Genomic DNA, 17,619 nt, shown 5'->3' on the forward strand with positions numbered 1-17,619 from the left:
GGCTACCACGCATCCACGTAGCGTCGGGGCGCCTCGTCTCGTGGGGTGGCATCGAGCCCGGCCAGCAACCAGCGCCGCGTTTCGGCAGGATCGATGACCGCGTCGATCTCGAGCCCGGCTGCGGCATTGATCGCGTGTCCGCGTTCGTACATCTGCGCCACGAGCTGCTGGTAGAGGGCGTCGCGTTCGGGGCCAGCCGGCAGCGCTTCCAGCTCCTTGCGGAAGCCGAGCCGTACCGCGCCTTCCAGTCCCATGCCGCCGAACTCGCCGGTTGGCCAGGAGATGGTGAAGGCCGGCGCGCGGAAGCCGCCTGCAGCCATGGCCATCGCGCCCAGACCGTAGCCCTTGCGCAGCACCACGGCCATGAACGGCACGCGCACCTTGGCGCCCAGCACGAACAGGCGGGACACATGGCGGACCTGCGCGCGGGCTTCGATCTCCGGGCCGACCATAAAGCCCGGCGTGTCGATCAGCGAGACGATCGGCAGGCCATGCGTGTCGCACAGCTGCATGAATCGCGCGGCCTTGTCCGCGCCGTCTACGTCGATGGCGCCACCCAAGTGGCGCGGGTTGTTGGCGACGATGCCCACGGGTCGGCCTTCGATACGCGCCAGCGCCGTATGGACTCCAGTGCCATAGCCCGCGCGCAGCTCGATCACGCTGCCAACGTCGGCAATGCCCTGGATCGCGGCACGGGTGTCGTAGACGCGCAGGCGGTTCTCGGGCACCACGCCGCGCAGCATCAGGGCGTCGGGCGCCTCCCAGTCCTGCGTGCGGCCCTGGAACATCGACAGGTAATGCTTCGCCGCGCGCACGGCTTCGGCTTCGTCGTCGACGAGCAGGTCGACCACGCCATTCTGGTACTGCACGGCGGCGGGGCCGATGTCCTCCGGGCGATACACGCCAAGGCCGCCGCCTTCGATCATGGCGGGGCCGGCCATGCCGATGTTCGCGTCGCGCGTGGCGATGATCACGTCGCTGCAGCCGAGCAGGGCCGCGTTGCCCGCGAAGCACCGGCCAGCGGCGATGCCGATCACCGGCACCTCGCCGCTCAGCGCGGCAAATGCGGCGAAGGACGGTTGGTAGAGACCGGCGACGGTAGGAAAGTCCACATCGCCGGGGCGTCCGCCGCCGCCTTCCGCGAAGATCACGGTTGGCAGCTTCTGCTCGGCGGCCACCTGCAGGATGCGATCTGTCTTGATGTGGTTGCGCTTGCCCTGCGTGCCCGCCAGTACCGTGGCGTCGTACGCCAGCACCGCGCAGCGCGCGCGCTCCGGTGCGAATCGGGTGCCGTTGATGCGGCCGGTGCCGGTGATCAGGCCATCGGCCGGCGTATTGGTGATCAGGTCCTCGGCGCTGCGTCGGCTGGCCTGCGCGGCTACCGCATAGGCGCCGTACTCGACGAAACTGCCTGCATCGCACAGATCAGCCACGTTCTCGCGCGCGGTGCGCTGGCCGCGCGCATGGCGTTTCGCCACCGCGTCCGGCCGCGCGGCATCATCGAGGAACGCATCGCGATCGCGCACACGTTGCAGATCGGGGCGGATCGCGCGTGGGTCTGCCGCTTCGCTGCGGTGATGCGCGACGCCGGCGTCAGCCACCAGTTCCAGCACGAGCAGGATTTGCCCTTCGACAGTCTGGCCGGCGGCACCGACGCGCACATCGATCACACGGCCCGCGCACTCGGCCGCGATGGTGTGCTCCATCTTCATGGCGTCGAGGATTGCCACGATCTGGCCCGGTTGCACGATGTCGTCTTCCTGAACGCGCATCTCGACCACGCGCCCGTTCATTGGCGCGCGCACTGCAACCAGTCCTTCATCGATAGCCTCGGCAGCAGCGGTCGGAACAGGCACGGGGGCGGTCTGCGTGATACCGATGGAAGCCTGTCGCGCTGCATCGCTGGCCGCCACGCGTTGCGCGGCGGTCAACAGTTCCGGCAGGATCGCCTCGAAGTGACGTGTATGGACATGCTGCGTCGCGAAGTCTTCGCGTGCCACCAGGGCGCGCAACAGGTCGAGGTTGCTTGGCACGCCGTCAACACGGCATTCACCGAGCGCACGCCGCACGCGCCGCACCACGTCCTCGAAACGGGGCGAGGCGGTGCTCACGATTAGTTTGGCCAGCAACGAGTCATAGCCTGCCGGTGGCGCGTAACCGGTGTAGCCGTGCGTGTCGACGCGAACATCGGGCCCGGTAGGCGGATCGAAGCGTTCGAGCCTTCCCTGCGCCTGGCGCGCCTGGCCCTGCGCATCGGTGGCCTCGGCATTGATGCGTAGCTGAACGGAGAAGCCCCGCGCTGTCGGCGGCGCGGCGGGGTCGAGACCCAGGTCGCGCAGGCTCCGGCCATCGGCAAGGCCAAGCTGGAGGGCAACGAGATCGAGACCCGTCACCTGTTCCGTGATGGTGTGCTCTACCTGCAGACGAGGATTGGCTTCGATAAACACGAAGCCGTGGGGCGTGCCTGCGTCGTCGGTCTCCACCAGGAACTCGAACGTGCCCAGGCTGCGGTAGCCGGTATGCCTTGCGATCCTGCTGGCGGCCTGCACGATGCGATCGCGCAGGGCGGGTGTCAGCACCGGGCTCGGCGCGATTTCCACCAACTTCTGGAAGCGGCGCTGCAGCGTGCAATCGCGTTCACCGAGCGCGATTGTCTCCGTCCCATCGCCGATGATCTGCACTTCAATATGGCGCGCGCGTTCGACCAGCCGCTCGGCATAGATCGCTTCGATGCCGAAGGCGCTGCGGGCTTCCGACTGGCAGCGCGCGTAGGCTTCGGCCAGCGCTTCGGCATCGCGGACGACGCGCATCCCGCGTCCACCGCCGCCGCCCACGGCCTTCAGCACGATGCCATCGCCTTGCTGCGCCGCGAAGAACGCGCGGACGTCGTCGAGCGAAGCGCCACCGGGGGTGGCCGGCATCACCGGCACGTCGCATTGCGCGGCCAGTGCGAGCGCGCGGCCCTTGTCGCCGAACAGGGCAAGCTGCTCGGGCGTGGGACCGACGAACGTGATACCTGCTGCCGCGCATGCCTGCGCGAAGTCGGCACGCTCGCTCAGAAAGCCGTAGCCCGGATGGATTGCATCGCAGCCAGCGGCGCGCGCCGCGCCGAGAATGGCGTCGATATCGAGATAGGCAGCCGGGCCATTGCCGGGCAGCGCGATGGCTTCATCGGCAAGCTGGCGATGGCGCGATTGAGCGTCGTCGGTGGCGTACACCGCGACAGTGGCAATGCCGAGATCCTGCGCGGCGCGTTGAACCCGCAGCGCGATTTCGCCGCGGTTGGCAATCAGAAGCTTTTTCACTGGCTCGATTCCGTGAGGGATGGATGCGGTACCGCCCGGATGCAAGCCAGAATGTAAGGCGCGTGCGTCAAGCTGCATGCACCCATGGCGCAAGTTTCATGGCGGCCATGCATCGGCTGTATAGCCGCAGCCGCCCTGCGGAATTGCTGCCTTGAGCCGCCTGGAGTGGCCTTGTGCCGCCGCGCCTAGTCGCCTGCGATTCGCTGCGCTGCAGCGATAAAGCGCTGCACATGGCGATCGTCGGTGTCCTGCTGCGTGGCCAGGGCGATGCCGATACGTGCCGCCGGGCGTGGGCTGGACAGGCGCAGAAAGCGCACGCGCCGATTCGTGTAACGCGCCGCCACGCCCGGCACCAGCGCCACGCCCAATCCGCTTTCCACCAGACTGACGATGGTCTGCACCTGCACCGCCTCTTGCGCGATGCGCGGCACGAAACCGGCCTGCTGGCACAGCAGCATCGCCACGGCCTGCAGGTTCGGCACATCGGCACGGGGATGCATGATGAAGGGCTCGTCGGCCAGCGCCTTCAATGCGATGCTCTCCTGCTCGGCAAAACGACCGTCAGCCGGCACCGCCGCCACGAAGGCGTCGGACTCGAGCGGGGTCAGCGTGTAGGGGCCGCTGTTGAGGATGGGAAAGCGCACGAGTCCGGCGTCGAGCTGGCCGTGTTCGATGCGGTCCAGAATCGCGGCCGATGTGGATTCGTGAAGGATCAGGTCGATGCCAGGGTGTGCCGAGCGGAAGGCCGGGATGAGACGGGGAAGCAACGCATAGGTGGCGGAGCCGACAAAACCGATACGCAACGCGCCGCGTTCCCCAAGCGCCGCAGACACCGCGGCGGCCCGCGCCTGGCCGGCATGGAACAGGGCCCGGCGCGCATCGTTGAGCGCCGCTTCGCCCGCCTGGGTGAGCCGCACGCCGCGCGTGGTGCGCACGAACAGCGGCGTGCCCAGTGATTCCTCCAGCTTGCGGATCGAAATCGACAACGGGGGTTGCGCCATGTGCAGGCGCTCGGCGGCGCGATGGAAGTTGCCGGTTTCGGCCAGCACGACGAATTGCTGGAGCTGACGTAGATCCATGATGATATCCAATGAATATCGGTTGCTAAAAATCTAATATTAGACGCAATGGGGCTGGCTGCCTTAATCTTGGCCGATCAATACATCGAATCAATACAACAGGAGACACGGTATGCTGCCTCTGTCCGGCATCCGCGTGGTGGATCTGTCGACCGTGGTGATGGGTCCTTACGCCAGCCAGTGGTTGGCCGATCTTGGCGCGGAAGTCATCAAGGTGGAAACACCCGAAGGCGATTCCACGCGCCGTACCGGCCCGGCGACCGAGGACGGCATGTCCGCGATCTTCCTGGGCGTGAACCGCAGCAAGAAGAGCGTGGTGCTGAACCTGAAGCGCCCGGAGGCGCAGGCGGCGCTGCACCGGCTGCTGGCGTCGGCCGATGTCTTCGTCCACAGCATGCGGCCGCAGAAGCTGGCGAAGCTGGATCTCGATCCCGCCAGCGTCATGGCGCGCCATCCGCAACTGATCTTCGTGAGCCTGCTCGGTTTTGCCGAGGACGGCCCGTACGGTGGCCGTCCCGCGTATGACGACATCATCCAGGGGCTGTGTGGCAACGCGGCGTTGATGGCCGCGCAGACCGGCACCGTGCGTTACTTCCCGACCATCTCGGCGGACAAGACCAGTGGTCTGGTTGCCGCGCTGTCGATCTCGGCCGCGATTGCGGGCCGTGCGCGACAAGGCGGAAAGGGCTCGATGGTCGAAGTGCCGATGTTCGAATCGATGGTGGCCTTCAATATGGTCGAGCATCTGTACGGGCAGCACTTCGAGCCGCCGCGTGGGCCGTCCGGCTATCCGCGCGTGCTGGCGCCGCTGCGCCGGCCGTACCAGACCGCGGACGGCTACGTCTGCATGATGCCGTACACCGACGCGCACTGGCGTGACTTCTTCCAGGCGTCGGGGCGCGAGGACCTGGCTGCCGACGGGCGTTTCACCGATATCGCCGCCCGCACGCGCCATATCGAAACGCTCTATGAAATCACCGGCGAACTCGTGCGCGCGCGCAGCACCGCGGACTGGCTGGCCGTCTGTGAGCGGCTGCAGATTCCAGTTGCCCGCGTGAACGGCCTTCACGAACTCGTTGACGATCCGCACCTGCGCGCGACCGGCTTCTTCGACCAGATCGAAGATCCGTCGATGGGCACGCTGCGCTTTCCCGGCGCGCCTGTGCGCTTCGATGGCGAACGCGCGCGCGCGGCCGTGCCGCCCAGGCTTGGCGAGCACACGCGCGAGATCCTTGCCGCCGCCGGACTTGGCGACGACGAGATCGACCGGCTGCAATCGAATCAGTAGGCCCGCATCCATCACCGAATTCCCGAGGAGACACCATGACGACTTCACAACCGCAACGCCTGGGCCAGGGCTTCTACTGGCAGGACATCCGCGAAGGGCAGGTTTTCGAGACCTTCAGCCGCACCGTTACCGAGACTGACCTGGTCAACTTCATCTCGGTCACCGGGATGCTCGAAGCGATCTTTATCGAAGAAGGTTACGAGGCCGGCGCCATCAAGGGACGTCCGGTGCCCGCCGCGCTGACGTACTCGCTGATCGAGGGCTTCATCCTGCAGACGATGATCCAGGGTACCGGGCTGGCGATGCTCGAGCTGACGCAGAAGATCCTCGGTCCGGTGGTGGTGGGCGACACGATCCACGCCAGGATCACCGTGACTGGCATTCGTCCGACGTCGAAGAGCGGCCGCGCCGTGGTGGATTCGTCGATCGAGGTGTTCAACCAGCGTAACGAGCTGGTCATGACGTACACGGCGCGACGCCTGCTGGCGGGCCGCTGATCCGGTGGCGTAACCGCCTTCGCTGTACTTGCCGTACTTGCCGTACTTTCTGGAGGAGACAACCATCATGCCGACACAGAGCAAAAAAGCCGGGCATTTCATTCGTTCGATTCTGCTTGCCGGCTGCGCCTTCGCGCTGACGGCGGCCGTCGCGCCGGCCATGGCGGGCGAGTTTCCGGATCATCCGATCCGGCTCGTCGTGCCGTTCCCGCCCGGCGGACCTACCGATCTGGTGTCGCGCGTGATTGCGCGGAAGATGTCCGAGGAGATCGGGCAACAGGTCATCGTTGACAACCGGCCTGGCGCCAACGGCAATATCGCCGGCGAGATGGTGGCCAAGTCGCCGGCTGACGGCTACACGGTGCTGTACAACACGTCGTCGATCGCGTTGAGCCCGGCGCTGTACAAGAAGCTGCCGTATGACGTGAAGCGTGACTTCGCGCCGGTGGCGATGACCGCAATGGTGCCGCTCGTGCTGGAAGTCAACGCGCAGGTGCCGGTGCGCACCGTGCCGGAGTTCGTTGCCTGGCTGAAGGCCAATCCGGGCAAGATGACCTATGGTTCGGCGGGCAACGGCAACGTCACGCATCTGGCGGCGTTCCTGTTCCTGCAGGCAAACGGGCTCGACGCCGCCCATGCGCCGTACAAGGGCAGCGCCCCGGCACTGACCGATCTGGCCAGCGGGCAGGTGCAGTTCATGACCGACACCATCAACTCGTCGTTGCCGTTTATCCGCGACAAGCGGATGCGCGCACTGGCCGTCACCAGCAGCGCGCGCAGTTCGCAACTCCCGGACGTGCCGACGCTGGCCGAATCTGGCATGCATGGGTTCGAAGTGGGCGCGTGGCAGGGCATGATGGTGCCCGCGAAGACCTCGCCGGAGATCATCAAGAAGCTCAACAGCGCGGCCCTGAAGGCGCTTGCGGCGCCCGATGTGCGTGCCAGCCTGGCGCTGCAGGGCGCGGAGGTGCGGGCGTCGAGCCCGGAGGCCTATGCGAAGTACGTGGCATCGGAAATCGACCGTTGGCACAAGGTGGTCAAGGACACTGGCGTGACGCTGGATTGAAGCAGCATCAGGCGCTCACCGGGCGCTTACCGGGCGCTTATGGAGGTACCGTTTTGAGTTCACTGTTTGGCACGTTCTCGCTGATATCCCTGCCTCCTGAGGCGTTGGCGTTCCGGCGCGAGGTGAAGGCATTCCTGGCCGAGCATCTGCCGGATCTTCCCGCCGATGTCCGCGCGCGATCGTGGATGGGATTCGACGCCGCGTTCAGCCGCGCGCTTGCGCAGCGTGGGTGGGTCGGCGTCACGCTGCCGGCGCGGTTCGGTGGCGCAGGGCTCGATGCGTTCTCGCGTTTCGTGCTGGTGGAGGAACTGCTTGCCTGCGGCGCGCCGGTTTCCGCGCACTGGATTGCCGATCGCCAGAGTGGCCCGTTGATCCTGCGCTACGGCAGCGATGCGCAACGCGAGTTCTATCTGCCACGTATCTGCCGGGGCGAGGCCTTCTTCTGCATCGGCATGAGCGAGCCCAATTCGGGGTCCGATCTGGCCAGCGTGGCCACGCGTGCGGTGCCGCAGCCAGGTGGCGGTTGGCGCCTGAACGGCCGCAAGATCTGGACGACCAACGCGGATCGCTGCCACTACATGCTCGCGCTGGTGCGAACCTCGGGCGAGGCTGGGGACCGGCAGAAGGGGCTGTCGCAGGTGATTGTCGACCTGTCTCTGCCGGGCGTGACGGTTCGGCCGATCCATGATCTGAGCGGTGATGCGCATTTCTCGGAGGTCAGCTTCGAGGACGTGCTGCTGCCCGCCGATGCGCTGATCGGCAACGAAGGCGCGGGCTGGGAACAGGTCAACGCGGAACTGGCATTCGAGCGCAGCGGCCCCGAGCGGCTGTACTCGAGCGTGGTGCTGCTCGATGCCTGGGTGGCTGCGCTCCGTCGCCTGCCTGCGGTGCGCCGCGATGCAGTCACAATCGGCGGGATCGTCGGCCGGCTGGCCACGCTACGGGCGATGTCCGTGGCCGTGACCGCGCGGCTGGCTGCCGGAGAAAGCCCGCTGGTGGAGGCGGCATTGGTCAAGGATCTCGGCACCGGACTGGAGCAGTCGATCGGCGCGTTGGCCGAAGCGGCGCTGGGCGATGACCCGGAGCTGGCGATGGATGCGGAGCTGGTTCGCACCGCTGCCTATGTCAGCCAGATTTCGCCGACCTATTCGCTGCGCGGTGGTACGCGAGAGATCCTTCGCGGCATGATCGCCCGCGGCCTGGGCCTTCGCTAAGAGGCGCTATCAAAAAGATTCTGGCGTCGTTGCGCGGCCTTGCCGTACCACTTGTACTGTCTGCGGCCGCGCGTCTAGCCAGAACCGCTTCGCTTCATTTTGATAGCGCCTCCAAGGGATGCAGGGATGAGGGACGCTTAAGGGATTAGGGACGCACCATGTACAACGAATACTCGGAAGCACTGGAAGCGCTACTGCGCGATCACTGCACGCCCGCTGTCGTGCGACAGATCGAGTCCGGCGGCAGTGGCGCGGATCTCTGGCGCTTGCTCGATGAAAGCGGTTTCGCGGACAGCTTGCTGCCGGAAGCCGGGTTGAGCCTGGCGGACGTCGCGCCGATGCTGTTCGTGATGGGCCGGCATGTGCTCCCGGTGCCGTTGGCGCAGACGATGTTTGCCCGGGCCGTGCTGCGGATGGCAGGCGTCGAAGTGCCGGAGGGACGGGAGGGGCCTATTGCGCTGGCCGATTTCGACGGCGCGCAACGCACGCATGTGCCGTGCGGCGCCACGGCAACGTGGTTTCTGGTGCAAGAGGGCGCCCAGGCGGCGCTCGTCCATCGCGAAGCCGCGGCGCTTTCGCCTACTGGCGTGCGGGATGACCTGACGCTGTCGCTCGGGGAAGTTGGCACGCAACGATTCCCATTGCCGGCAGGGCTGTTGCGTTCGGTGGGCGCATGCCTGCACGCAGTGCAAATGGCGGGTGCGATGTCGAGCGTGTTCGACTTGACGCTGCAATACGCCAATGACCGGGCGCAGTTCGGCCGCAATATCGGCAAGTTCCAGGCGATCCAGCATCAGATCAGCGTGATGGCGGAGCAGGTGGCGGCGGTGCGTATGGCGGCGCAGATCGCTTGCGCGGCCGACGGCTGGCAACCTGACCGGCTGCGCGCGGCCATCGGCAAGTTCAATGCGAGTGATGCGGTGACGGCCGTGACGTCGATCGCTCACGCGGTGCATGGCGCGATTGGTGTGACGGCGGAGTACGACCTGCAGCTCTATACGCGCCGGCTGCACGCGTGGCGGCTGGCGGATGGGTCGGAGCGGTACTGGGCGCGCGAACTTGGCGAGGCGACCTGCGAGGCCGATGGCCTGACCGTGGACCTGATTCGCGAGTGGAGCGGCGAGGCAGCGTAGTCGCAGGGACGGCCACGGCCCGCTCCACGCGGGAGCGGGCCGTCGTCGATCCCTGGTGTGCGTTACACGATCGTGTCGACCACACCGCCGTCAACGCGCAGGGCCGCCCCGGTGGTGGCGGACGCCTGTGGCGAGCAGACGTAGACGATCATGTTGGCCACTTCCTCGACACTGGCCGCGCGCTGGATGATCGACGTGCTGCGGTGTGCCTTGACGAACTCGGCCGCCACTTCCTCGGCGCTTTTGCCGGATTTCGCGATTTCATCCTTGAGCATGGCCGTCACGCCTTCGGATAGCGTCGGGCCGGGCAGCACGGCGTTCACCGTGACGCCGGTGCCTGCCATCCGCTTGGCCAGACCGCGCGAGACCGCCAACTGCGCGGTCTTGGTAAAGCCATAGTGGATCATCTCGACCGGAATGTTGATGCCAGACTCAGAGGCGATAAACACGATGCGGCCCCATTTGCGCTCGGCCATGCCCTTGGCATAGGCGCGCGAGAGGCGTACGCCGGACAGCACGTTGACGTCGAAAAAGCGTGTCCAGTCGCTGTCCGGAATATCGAAGAAATCCTTCGGCTCGAAAATGCCGAGGTTGTTGACGAGGATGTCGACAGCCGGGTGGGTATTGACGAGGGTGTCGCAGACGGCGGCGTCGGTCAGGTCGCCTGCGAATCCGGTGGCCTGGGCGGTGGGATAGGATTTCTTCAGCGACGCCAGCGCGTTATCGACCGAGGCCTGGCTACGGCCGTTGACGATCACGTGGGCGCCGGACTCGGCCAGTCCGCGCGCCGTGGCAAAGCCGATGCCGGCGGTGGAACCGGTGACCAGGGCGGTCTTGCCCGACAGATCGATGTTCATGGCGACTCCATTTCGTTGGAAGGTGAGCCCTTGGCCGCTACGGCAGGGCAACCCGTCAAGTGTATGAAGCCGCCGGCGAACTGCAAGCCGGGCGTGTGGAATGCAGCGTTCCGCCCGTGAAAGCGAACGGCAGTGAAACGGGAACTGCGCCGGGGCCAGGCGAGCCACCGGCGGGTGACGTGGCCAGCCCTTGTTTGCTGGCTATTCCTTCACCGTCCCGGCCACGTGCAGAATCCGGTTTCGCACCACGGCGATAGCCTGCTTGAGGGCGTAGACATCCTGAAAATAGCGCTGCGGCATCCGTATCTGACTGGCGTGCGCATCGATCTGCTCGATTTCCTCGCGCCACTGCGCAATCTGGTGCCGCGTCGGCCGCTCGCTTCTCCAGATTTCATCTTCCAGCGCCTTGATCTCCCGATACCAGACCACGAGCCGGCCTTTGATCCGCGACTCCGCGAAACGCGGCAGGGCCTGCAACAGGCCCAATAGCAGGGCCATGAAGGGGAGCAGGATCAGCAGCCGTCTTTCGACAAAGCTGGCCAGCCAGAAGGGCAGGTATCGCTGCAGGAAAGGACGCCCCGACTTGAAGAAGCGCGTGCTTTCCTCCGAAACGGGAAACTCGTTGGTGTTCAGGTTGGGAAACGTGCCGAGCGGCGTGAAGTAGTCTTCGCCGCCGTGGACGGTCTTGGCGGCTTCCAGCAGCAGGTACACCAATGCGGGGTGCATGGTGTCCTTGGATACGAGCAGGGCCTTGGCGGCCAGCAGCGTGACGTCGGCCTGCGGAAGATCGTTGACGATGCTGGTCGAGGCACGCGGGAAGACGATCTTGGAGAGCGACGGGAATTTCTGCACCAGCGCATCAGCCTGGGCGAAGCTCATCAGTTTCAGGTCGCTGTTCAATAGCGTCTGCTGCATCTCCGCATCCGGCCTGCCGATGAAGAACGCGGCGTCCACCTGCCCATCCTTGAGGCCCTGGTAGGCCGCATTGGCGTCCATTTGCAGCAGCGTGGTATTGGCAGCGGTAATGCCGCTATGCGCGAGCAGGATCCGGGAGACTTCGAGTAGCCCGCTGCCCGGAACGCCAATGGAGACTTTCTTCCCTTGCAGTTGGGACAGTCGATCCATCCTGGCGGCGCCGCGATAGAACACCCAGATCGGTTCATAGGCGACGGCGGCAATGGTCTGCAGCCCGTCGGTATCGCTCGGGCTGACCGTGCCCGACTGGATGAACCCCACCTCGTACGCACTATCCGGATTCTTCAGCCGTTCGTAGTTCTCGATCGAACCGGAAGAACTGCGGATCTCGAGGTTGATGCCGTCGCGTTTCAGGATGGCCGCGTATCGATCCGCGAAACCTTGATAGATGCCCTTGTCCGCGCCGGTGGTGATGATGATCGTATGCTGGATGGCGGGCCGGATGACAGCTACCAGTGACCAGCCCAGTGCGACCAGCAGCAGGATGCCCCCAGCAATAAGGAGTCGACGGCGGCCCGCCGACATGGGCGGATTCTGGCTGCGGCGAAGCGCCGGATCGCGCCTAGACATTGGTCACCCGATAACAGAAAGAAAGCACTCCCGCTGCAGCAACGCCGAGTATCGCTGATGACATGGCGAGTTTTGTAATTTTTGGATTTTCTACGATACCAGATTGTTGTATCGCGGCTCAAACGACCTCACTCGGCAGCTCGATCAGGGGGCAAGAAAAAAGGCCGCATGAATGCGGCCTTCTCTTCGTGCGATGCCGCTCAGTGGAAGAGCTTCATTGCCTGGGTGATCGTGTTGGATACGCCCCAGACCAGCGGGATCAGCACATACAGCCAGAAGATGGCCAGCAGGCCTTTGCTGGTGGGTTGGGCTTTCACTCGTGAGTTGTCCATGTGCATCTCTCCGTCGGGCGGTCAGTGGGCGGCGCTGGCATTGCCGGCAAGGCTGGATACATCGGCTTCGCTCATGTGGTGCCTGTCGCTGACGCGCGCCACCAGCAGATTGCAGATGAAGCCGACCACGAGCAGGGCCGCCATGATGTGCAGTGTCATCGTGTATGCGTCGGCGCCAGTCACGCCGTGCGCGACCTGGTACTCGCGGATGTAGTTCACGAGCACCGGGCCGGCAATACCCGCGGCGGCCCAGGCTGTCAGCAGGCGACCGTGGATGCCGCCCACGAAGGCGGTGCCGAACATGTCGGCCAGGTAAGCCGGGATCGTGGCGAAGCCGCCGCCGTACATCGACATGATCACGCAGTAGGCCAGCACGAACAGCGCGATGTTGCCGCTTGCGCCAAGCTGTGGCACCAGCCAGTACAGGACAGCGCCCAGCGCGAAGAATACGAAGTAGGTGTTCTTGCGGCCGATCCAGTCAGAGGACGAAGCCCAGAAAAAGCGGCCGCCCATATTGAACAGCGACAGCAGGCCCACGAAGCCGGCTGCTGCGGCGGCGGTCACGCTGCCTTTGAAGCTCTCCTGAATCATCAGCGACGCCTGGCCCAGCACGCCGATGCCGGCCGTCACGTTCAGGAACAGCACCAGCCACAGCAGGTAGAACTGGGACGTCTTCAGGGCCTGGTCGATGTGCACGTGGTTACGCGTGATCATCTTGCTGGCGGTGGTGGGCGGGGTCCAGCCAGCCGGCTTCCAGCCCGGGGCGGGCACGCGGATGGCCAGAGAGCCGATCAGCATCGACACGAAGTAGCCGATGCCCATGACCACGAAAGTCTGGGCCACACCCACAGACGTAGCGCTCTTGAAGGTGTTCATCAGCGCCACGGACAACGGCGCGGCGATCATCGCGCCGCCGCCGAAGCCCATGATCGCCATGCCGGTGGCCATGCCGCGACGGTCCGGGAACCAGCGAATCAGCGTGGACACGGGCGATACATAGCCCAGGCCCAGTCCGATGCCGCCCAGCACGCCGTATCCGAGATAGAGCAGGGCGATCTGGTGCGTGTAGATACCCAGCGCGGAGACCAGGAACCCGCTGCCAAAGCAGCAGGCGGCGGTGAACATCGTCAGGCGCGGACCCACGCGCTCGAGCCATTTGCCGGCGAATGCAGCGGAAATGCCAAGGAAGAAGATCGCCAGCGAGAAAATCCAGCCAAGCGTGGTCAGTTTCCAGTCATCGGGCGCTGACTCGGTAATGCCGATTACCCTCGATAGCGGTACGTTGAATACCGAGAATGCATAGGCCTGGCCGATGCAAAGGTGAACCGCCAGCGCGGCGGGCGGGACCATCCAGCGGGAAAATCCCGGCTTGGCGTAGGTCGCTTCCTTGGAAAAGAACGGGGCCGGGCCATAGGCCGGGCTGCTGCCTTCATTCATCACACTGCTCATCGAGCGTTCTCCAGACGAGGGTCCTGGGCAACCGTTCCGCTTGCAGCATGGCGCGCAGGCGGGTCTGGGTGGCCCAGCCGGTTGACCCGTCACGCCGCGGTCGGATTACCCCCAGATGTGTCGACGCACCGGGCTTTGGACATGGTTATGGCCCGGACTGGTCGACGCTTGCTACCACACTACAAATCGGAAATGAGATTGGGCTGCGGGTAATGGCGCCGCGGCAACTGGCGCGAGCGAGTGCCGGCGGATCCGGCAGTCGGCGTGGCGAGAGACGCGAGGCGTCCCGGGATGAAATGGCTCATTATTTTTCCGTCGGGGGCGAGCAGTCATTGTTCTGACCAACAATGACTACCGTGGAAAATGTTATGTGCGCTGAACCTTAGCTGTGTCGATCGCTGACTTCAATAGGTTTTCGAGGACATATTCCCGTACCAACGGCGCTTTCGATGTGATGCATGAAAATCGACGGCGCGACGCGATATTTACCGTGTGATTTTTGCGACAGCGTTGAATAATGTATGGACGGCACATGGGGCCGCATATGCCATATTGATAGGACAAATTGTCACGAATGCGTCATGCGCGACGCCTACGATCTGTGCCGTGGCGGTTTTCCTCTGCCATGGAAGGACAAGCCGGTCACCAGCAATGGGTGCAAACGGGCGACAAGTGGGTGTCGCACGGACCGGCGAATTGACACGCCGCGGCCGGCCAATGGTCGCGGCATTTTTTTTCGCCCGAGAAGGTCAGTCAAACGTCAGAAGGCTTCGTTGATCTGGAAATAGGCGCCCTTGGTCTGGCGGCCGACGCCGACATCGAATCGGACATTGACCCGCGGCTTGAACTCGAAGCGGTAGCCCACGCCGCCATTCGGCAGCCAGTGGGCTGACGTCAGCCCGCCGGGGTTGCCGGCGATGGCGCCAGTGGCGAGCCAGAACACCATGCCCTGCCGGCCCACGATGTGCCAGCGGTATTCCACCTGGGCGGTCAGCATCGCCTTGTCCCGATACTGGCCCATGAAGTAGCCGCGCATGTGCTTGTTGTCGCCGAGAATCGACATCATGCTCCACGGCACATCGCCCCAGTTGAACTTGCCGTAGATGTCGAATGCCAGCACGTCCCGCTCGCGCATACGGAAGTAGCGGTCGTAAGTGAATTCCAGCGACTCGAAATCGGTGTCGCTGCCCAGCGCGCGCCGGAAGATGGTGCCATTCAGAAGCAGCGCCTGCCCCTTGTATGGATTGGGCAGGAAATCTCGCGTGTCATACGAAAAATGGGCCGTCAGGCCGCTGCTGAGCACGCGAGTGCCGTGCGGGTCAGTGGCCAGCGCGCTGTTCGCGCCGCGATCCAGTTGCGTCGCGTCGTCGTACTCGACATCGATGCCGCCGCCAATATAGGTGTTGGGCTGCACGCGCATCATGACCCGGGGCTTGAACACGACGCCGCGACGCGTATAGCCCTCCTTGTTGGCGTCGTTGACCGCGTTGTCGTATCCGATGCCCCAGTACGACGTGGGGATATTGATCAGCGCGCCGGAAAACACGAAGCGGTAGCTGTCATCGGCGAAGAACGTGTTGTTGTCCACGCCGATACCCAGGGCCCCCGTGGTGGTGGCGAAGCCATGGATGTTGACGGTGGAGAGCTGCGTATCTTCCTCGGCGTTCTTCGGTTTGTAGAGGCCAATGGCCGCCGCGCCGATGCCGAAACCCATTTCCGGGTTATAGAAAGGACCCGGCAGCACGCCCCAGTCGATGCCGTGGCTCAGGTCTACCTGCTTCGAGGCGCCGAGCTTGTTAAGGATCTTGTCTATCCAGCCTACGTGTTCCGGGTCCTGCGCCGGCTCGCTCGACTGCGCGGCGGCGTTCGCGGCGGCCAGGGCAAGAGCGAGCGGGATAACCAGGGTCGTGCGCATGGTTGTCAGAACCGGAGGAGGCCAGTAGCAATCACGTAGTTGCGGTTATACCCGTAACCGATCTCCAGCAGTAAGCCGACACTGCGGTTGATTGTCCAACTCGCGCCGACGGATCCGCTCCAGGGCCCAGTGACCTGCTCGGCCATCTGGTAGTTCAGGCGGGTAGTCTGGCCGCCGCCGCCGCCCGCGGTCCAAGCGTGGGCGGCAAGCGGCAGGCAGCCGATTCGTCCGCCGCGTACTCCCATCGCGTGCGCATTCCCTTGGCCCGGTCAAGATGCACGATCTTTACCGAATGCCGCCCTGGATCGAAGTGAATGTTTTCGATAGGCGACATGAGGAAATCCAGATCCCAATCCGCACCCGACGGCGCGGCGACCATGCGTTCAGGCCACAGCCTGAGTCACGAAGCGGATTGGCGCTTGCATCGCCGCAGATGGGCGATGGACTAGGGCTGATCGCTGTAGGTCAGCTCGACTGCGCAGGAGTGGTAGCGGTGGCCGGAGTGGCCGAAACCTTCGGCGTGCTGGCCGCGGCCGTGTCGCAGGCCGGGCGGGTGACTTGCTGTCGCTGCCGGGCCTCGGCACGACCGCGCTCGATCACGGCAAAGTCGGGGCCGGCAACGGCTGACAGCGAGGCAAGGAGGGAGGCTGCGCCACACAGGGCGAGCAGGGCGGACTTCATCAGAAAACTCCGACGGGTGGGAAAAACTATGCCCAGAATGATCCGCTCCTTCCGTCATAGCGTCCAAGACCGGATCGTTATTCGGGCGATAGGCTGGGCCAATAGTTGGCGATAAGGCCAACTATTGCGCAGCGGGCCAGCCCACGTACTGCCGCTACATCTGGTACCTACGACCGGAACATGATTTGTGCGACGACCACAAGGACCATGAAGTACACGAATAGCAGTCCGCAGAGCGAAAACGCCACCGTGCAGAGCGTGTCCATCGCCCGATTGGGGTCTGAGAATCGTTCTTTCAGCCAGTTGTTCATATCAAACTCCAGAAGTCAGACGACGCAAGCGCGCCGAGATGAATCAATGCAAAGCCAATTGCAGACAGTGAGGTAATGCCGAGCGAGGCCAGCAGGACCCTGTTATGCCCGCGCCGGGGCATTCCCGATGCATATCCGTCCGTATGGGGTAGAACTGCGCCACACGCGGCGAACAGGCTTGCCAGCACAAGCAGGAGCGTCATGCCGCCGTTCAGGTACCCCTGGAAACCGGCATCCACCCTCGCACTTGGTGGACAGGGTTCTGCCAGCTCATACAGTGCGGAGGTGCAGAAGCCGATCGCCGCCCAGCAGAGCTGCCCGTTCCTGACAACACTAACTAAGGCCAGTTGGGCGGAGGGGATGGCAAGCGGGAAGGCCTTCATGCAGATCAGCGAGATCATCGGCGCCAGCACGGGCAGGGCGACGGTGACGAGAAACCATCCCACCTTGAACCTCCTTGTCCTCTGATTGGTTTCAGAGAGTCTAAGAAGGCATGCGCGCTACGGCGAGTAAACTTGTGTTTCCAATTTCGCCAAGCGCATTACATTTGTTGTCGCGATGCATCGGCGGCGGTGTTCGCCAACGATGACCGTGGCAAACACCGCCTCGGAGCACTGCGCGGCTCAGCGCATCTTGCCGAGGATGGCCTGCATCTCGGTGGCATCGAATGCCCGAAGCGTCTGGGTGTGAACGTTGCCAAGCGCGCCGACGCTCAGCCCGAACGCCGTCACCACGGTGTCATCCTGCGCCTCCAGCGTCAGCACGACGTCGTATTTGCCCAGTGTCCAGAACACATCCTTCACTTGCACGCCAAGTTGCGCGCCCAATTCACGCACGGCGGCGGCGCGTTTGGTCGTTTCCTTGACAGTGCGGATGCCCTGATCGGTGAAGCTTGCCAGCACGATGTAGCGGGTCATGGTGAGTCTCCGGCAACAAGTGGATGGGCG

Annotated in this window: 16 protein-coding genes; 5 read left to right on the top strand and 11 right to left on the bottom strand. The window is 64.5% G+C overall.

The genetic code is table 11. The features are described from left to right. Positions 1 to 2: 2 nt before the first annotated feature. Both RN01_RS03060 and RN01_RS03065 read right to left on the bottom strand, forming a co-directional pair. Positions 3 to 3,305, bottom strand: coding sequence for a carboxyl transferase domain-containing protein (locus tag RN01_RS03060; protein ID WP_024570664.1), 3,303 nt, complete (start codon positions 3,303 to 3,305; stop codon positions 3 to 5). A 185-nt stretch (positions 3,306 to 3,490) separates the two neighbouring features. Further along, complete coding sequence (locus tag RN01_RS03065; protein ID WP_008644346.1) at positions 3,491 to 4,384, bottom strand: LysR family transcriptional regulator; 894 nt, start codon at positions 4,382 to 4,384, stop codon at positions 3,491 to 3,493. A gap of 112 nt (positions 4,385 to 4,496) precedes the next feature. Here RN01_RS03065 and RN01_RS03070 point away from each other — a divergent pair, with 112 nt between their 5' ends. The 5 genes from RN01_RS03070 to RN01_RS03090 all read left to right on the top strand — a co-directional run bounded on the left by RN01_RS03070 (position 4,497) and on the right by RN01_RS03090 (position 9,582). Continuing rightward, on the top strand, positions 4,497 to 5,672 hold the full coding sequence (locus RN01_RS03070; protein ID WP_017512314.1) for a CaiB/BaiF CoA-transferase family protein: 1,176 nt from the start codon (positions 4,497 to 4,499) through the stop codon (positions 5,670 to 5,672). Positions 5,673 to 5,707: 35 nt separating this feature from the next. Next, a complete protein-coding gene (locus tag RN01_RS03075; protein WP_008644344.1) occupies positions 5,708 to 6,169 on the top strand; it encodes a MaoC family dehydratase in 462 nt (153 codons plus the stop codon). A 67-nt stretch (positions 6,170 to 6,236) separates the two neighbouring features. Next, complete coding sequence (locus RN01_RS03080; RefSeq protein WP_017512313.1) at positions 6,237 to 7,235, top strand: tripartite tricarboxylate transporter substrate binding protein; 999 nt, start codon at positions 6,237 to 6,239, stop codon at positions 7,233 to 7,235. Between the two features lie 53 nt (positions 7,236 to 7,288). Then, on the top strand, positions 7,289 to 8,449 hold the full coding sequence (locus RN01_RS03085; protein ID WP_017512312.1) for an acyl-CoA dehydrogenase family protein: 1,161 nt from the start codon (positions 7,289 to 7,291) through the stop codon (positions 8,447 to 8,449). A gap of 158 nt (positions 8,450 to 8,607) precedes the next feature. Next, the gene (locus tag RN01_RS03090; protein ID WP_017512311.1) at positions 8,608 to 9,582 is read left to right on the top strand and encodes an acyl-CoA dehydrogenase family protein; all 975 of its coding nucleotides are present in this window, start codon (positions 8,608 to 8,610) and stop codon (positions 9,580 to 9,582) included. A gap of 62 nt (positions 9,583 to 9,644) precedes the next feature. Here the strand turns inward: RN01_RS03090 and RN01_RS03095 are convergent, their stop codons facing one another. The 9 genes from RN01_RS03095 to RN01_RS03135 form a co-directional block, all read right to left on the bottom strand. Further along, complete coding sequence (locus tag RN01_RS03095; protein WP_017512310.1) at positions 9,645 to 10,439, bottom strand: SDR family NAD(P)-dependent oxidoreductase; 795 nt, start codon at positions 10,437 to 10,439, stop codon at positions 9,645 to 9,647. Positions 10,440 to 10,640: 201 nt separating this feature from the next. After that, the gene (locus RN01_RS03100; protein WP_024570665.1) at positions 10,641 to 11,939 is read right to left on the bottom strand and encodes a TAXI family TRAP transporter solute-binding subunit; all 1,299 of its coding nucleotides are present in this window, start codon (positions 11,937 to 11,939) and stop codon (positions 10,641 to 10,643) included. Between the two features lie 245 nt (positions 11,940 to 12,184). Beyond that, on the bottom strand, positions 12,185 to 12,316 hold the full coding sequence (locus RN01_RS03105; protein WP_017512308.1) for a hypothetical protein: 132 nt from the start codon (positions 12,314 to 12,316) through the stop codon (positions 12,185 to 12,187). 21 nt (positions 12,317 to 12,337) lie between these two features. Beyond that, positions 12,338 to 13,765 (bottom strand): OFA family MFS transporter, encoded by a 1,428-nt coding sequence (locus tag RN01_RS03110; RefSeq protein ID WP_011518571.1) that lies wholly within the window; start codon positions 13,763 to 13,765, stop codon positions 12,338 to 12,340. Between the two features lie 760 nt (positions 13,766 to 14,525). Further along, positions 14,526 to 15,680 carry a BamA/TamA family outer membrane protein gene (locus RN01_RS03115; protein WP_017511284.1) on the bottom strand — a complete coding sequence of 385 codons (1,155 nt, stop codon included), beginning with the start codon at positions 15,678 to 15,680 and terminating at the stop codon, positions 14,526 to 14,528. Between the two features lie 465 nt (positions 15,681 to 16,145). Further along, on the bottom strand, positions 16,146 to 16,361 hold the full coding sequence (locus RN01_RS03125; protein WP_008644324.1) for a hypothetical protein: 216 nt from the start codon (positions 16,359 to 16,361) through the stop codon (positions 16,146 to 16,148). Between the two features lie 167 nt (positions 16,362 to 16,528). After that, entirely contained in the window at positions 16,529 to 16,672 is a 144-nt protein-coding gene (locus RN01_RS33755; protein WP_017511282.1) for a hypothetical protein, read from the bottom strand. Continuing rightward, positions 16,669 to 17,118 carry a hypothetical protein gene (locus RN01_RS03130; protein WP_017511281.1) on the bottom strand — a complete coding sequence of 150 codons (450 nt, stop codon included), beginning with the start codon at positions 17,116 to 17,118 and terminating at the stop codon, positions 16,669 to 16,671. The genes RN01_RS33755 and RN01_RS03130 overlap by 4 nt, the downstream gene beginning before the upstream one ends. Before the next feature lie 177 nt (positions 17,119 to 17,295). Next, entirely contained in the window at positions 17,296 to 17,589 is a 294-nt protein-coding gene (locus RN01_RS03135) for a GYD domain-containing protein (RefSeq protein WP_008644323.1), read from the bottom strand. Between the last annotated feature and the right edge of the window lie 30 nt (positions 17,590 to 17,619).

Source organism: Cupriavidus sp. SHE (assembly GCF_000812445.1).
Classification (GTDB): domain Bacteria; phylum Pseudomonadota; class Gammaproteobacteria; order Burkholderiales; family Burkholderiaceae; genus Cupriavidus; species Cupriavidus metallidurans.

Coding starts and splice junctions, on each gene's coding strand:
- RN01_RS03065 (WP_008644346.1), bottom strand. CDS start 4,384: ATGGATCTACGTCAGCTCCAGCAATTCGTCGTGCTGGCCGAAACCGGC.
- RN01_RS03070 (WP_017512314.1), top strand. CDS start 4,497: ATGCTGCCTCTGTCCGGCATCCGCGTGGTGGATCTGTCGACCGTGGTG.
- RN01_RS03075 (WP_008644344.1), top strand. CDS start 5,708: ATGACGACTTCACAACCGCAACGCCTGGGCCAGGGCTTCTACTGGCAG.
- RN01_RS03080 (WP_017512313.1), top strand. CDS start 6,237: ATGCCGACACAGAGCAAAAAAGCCGGGCATTTCATTCGTTCGATTCTG.
- RN01_RS03090 (WP_017512311.1), top strand. CDS start 8,608: ATGTACAACGAATACTCGGAAGCACTGGAAGCGCTACTGCGCGATCAC.
- RN01_RS03095 (WP_017512310.1), bottom strand. CDS start 10,439: ATGAACATCGATCTGTCGGGCAAGACCGCCCTGGTCACCGGTTCCACC.
- RN01_RS03100 (WP_024570665.1), bottom strand. CDS start 11,939: ATGTCGGCGGGCCGCCGTCGACTCCTTATTGCTGGGGGCATCCTGCTG.
- RN01_RS03105 (WP_017512308.1), bottom strand. CDS start 12,316: ATGGACAACTCACGAGTGAAAGCCCAACCCACCAGCAAAGGCCTGCTG.
- RN01_RS03110 (WP_011518571.1), bottom strand. CDS start 13,765: ATGAGCAGTGTGATGAATGAAGGCAGCAGCCCGGCCTATGGCCCGGCC.
- RN01_RS03115 (WP_017511284.1), bottom strand. CDS start 15,680: ATGCGCACGACCCTGGTTATCCCGCTCGCTCTTGCCCTGGCCGCCGCG.
- RN01_RS03125 (WP_008644324.1), bottom strand. CDS start 16,361: ATGAAGTCCGCCCTGCTCGCCCTGTGTGGCGCAGCCTCCCTCCTTGCC.
- RN01_RS33755 (WP_017511282.1), bottom strand. CDS start 16,672: ATGAACAACTGGCTGAAAGAACGATTCTCAGACCCCAATCGGGCGATG.
- RN01_RS03135 (WP_008644323.1), bottom strand. CDS start 17,589: ATGACCCGCTACATCGTGCTGGCAAGCTTCACCGATCAGGGCATCCGC.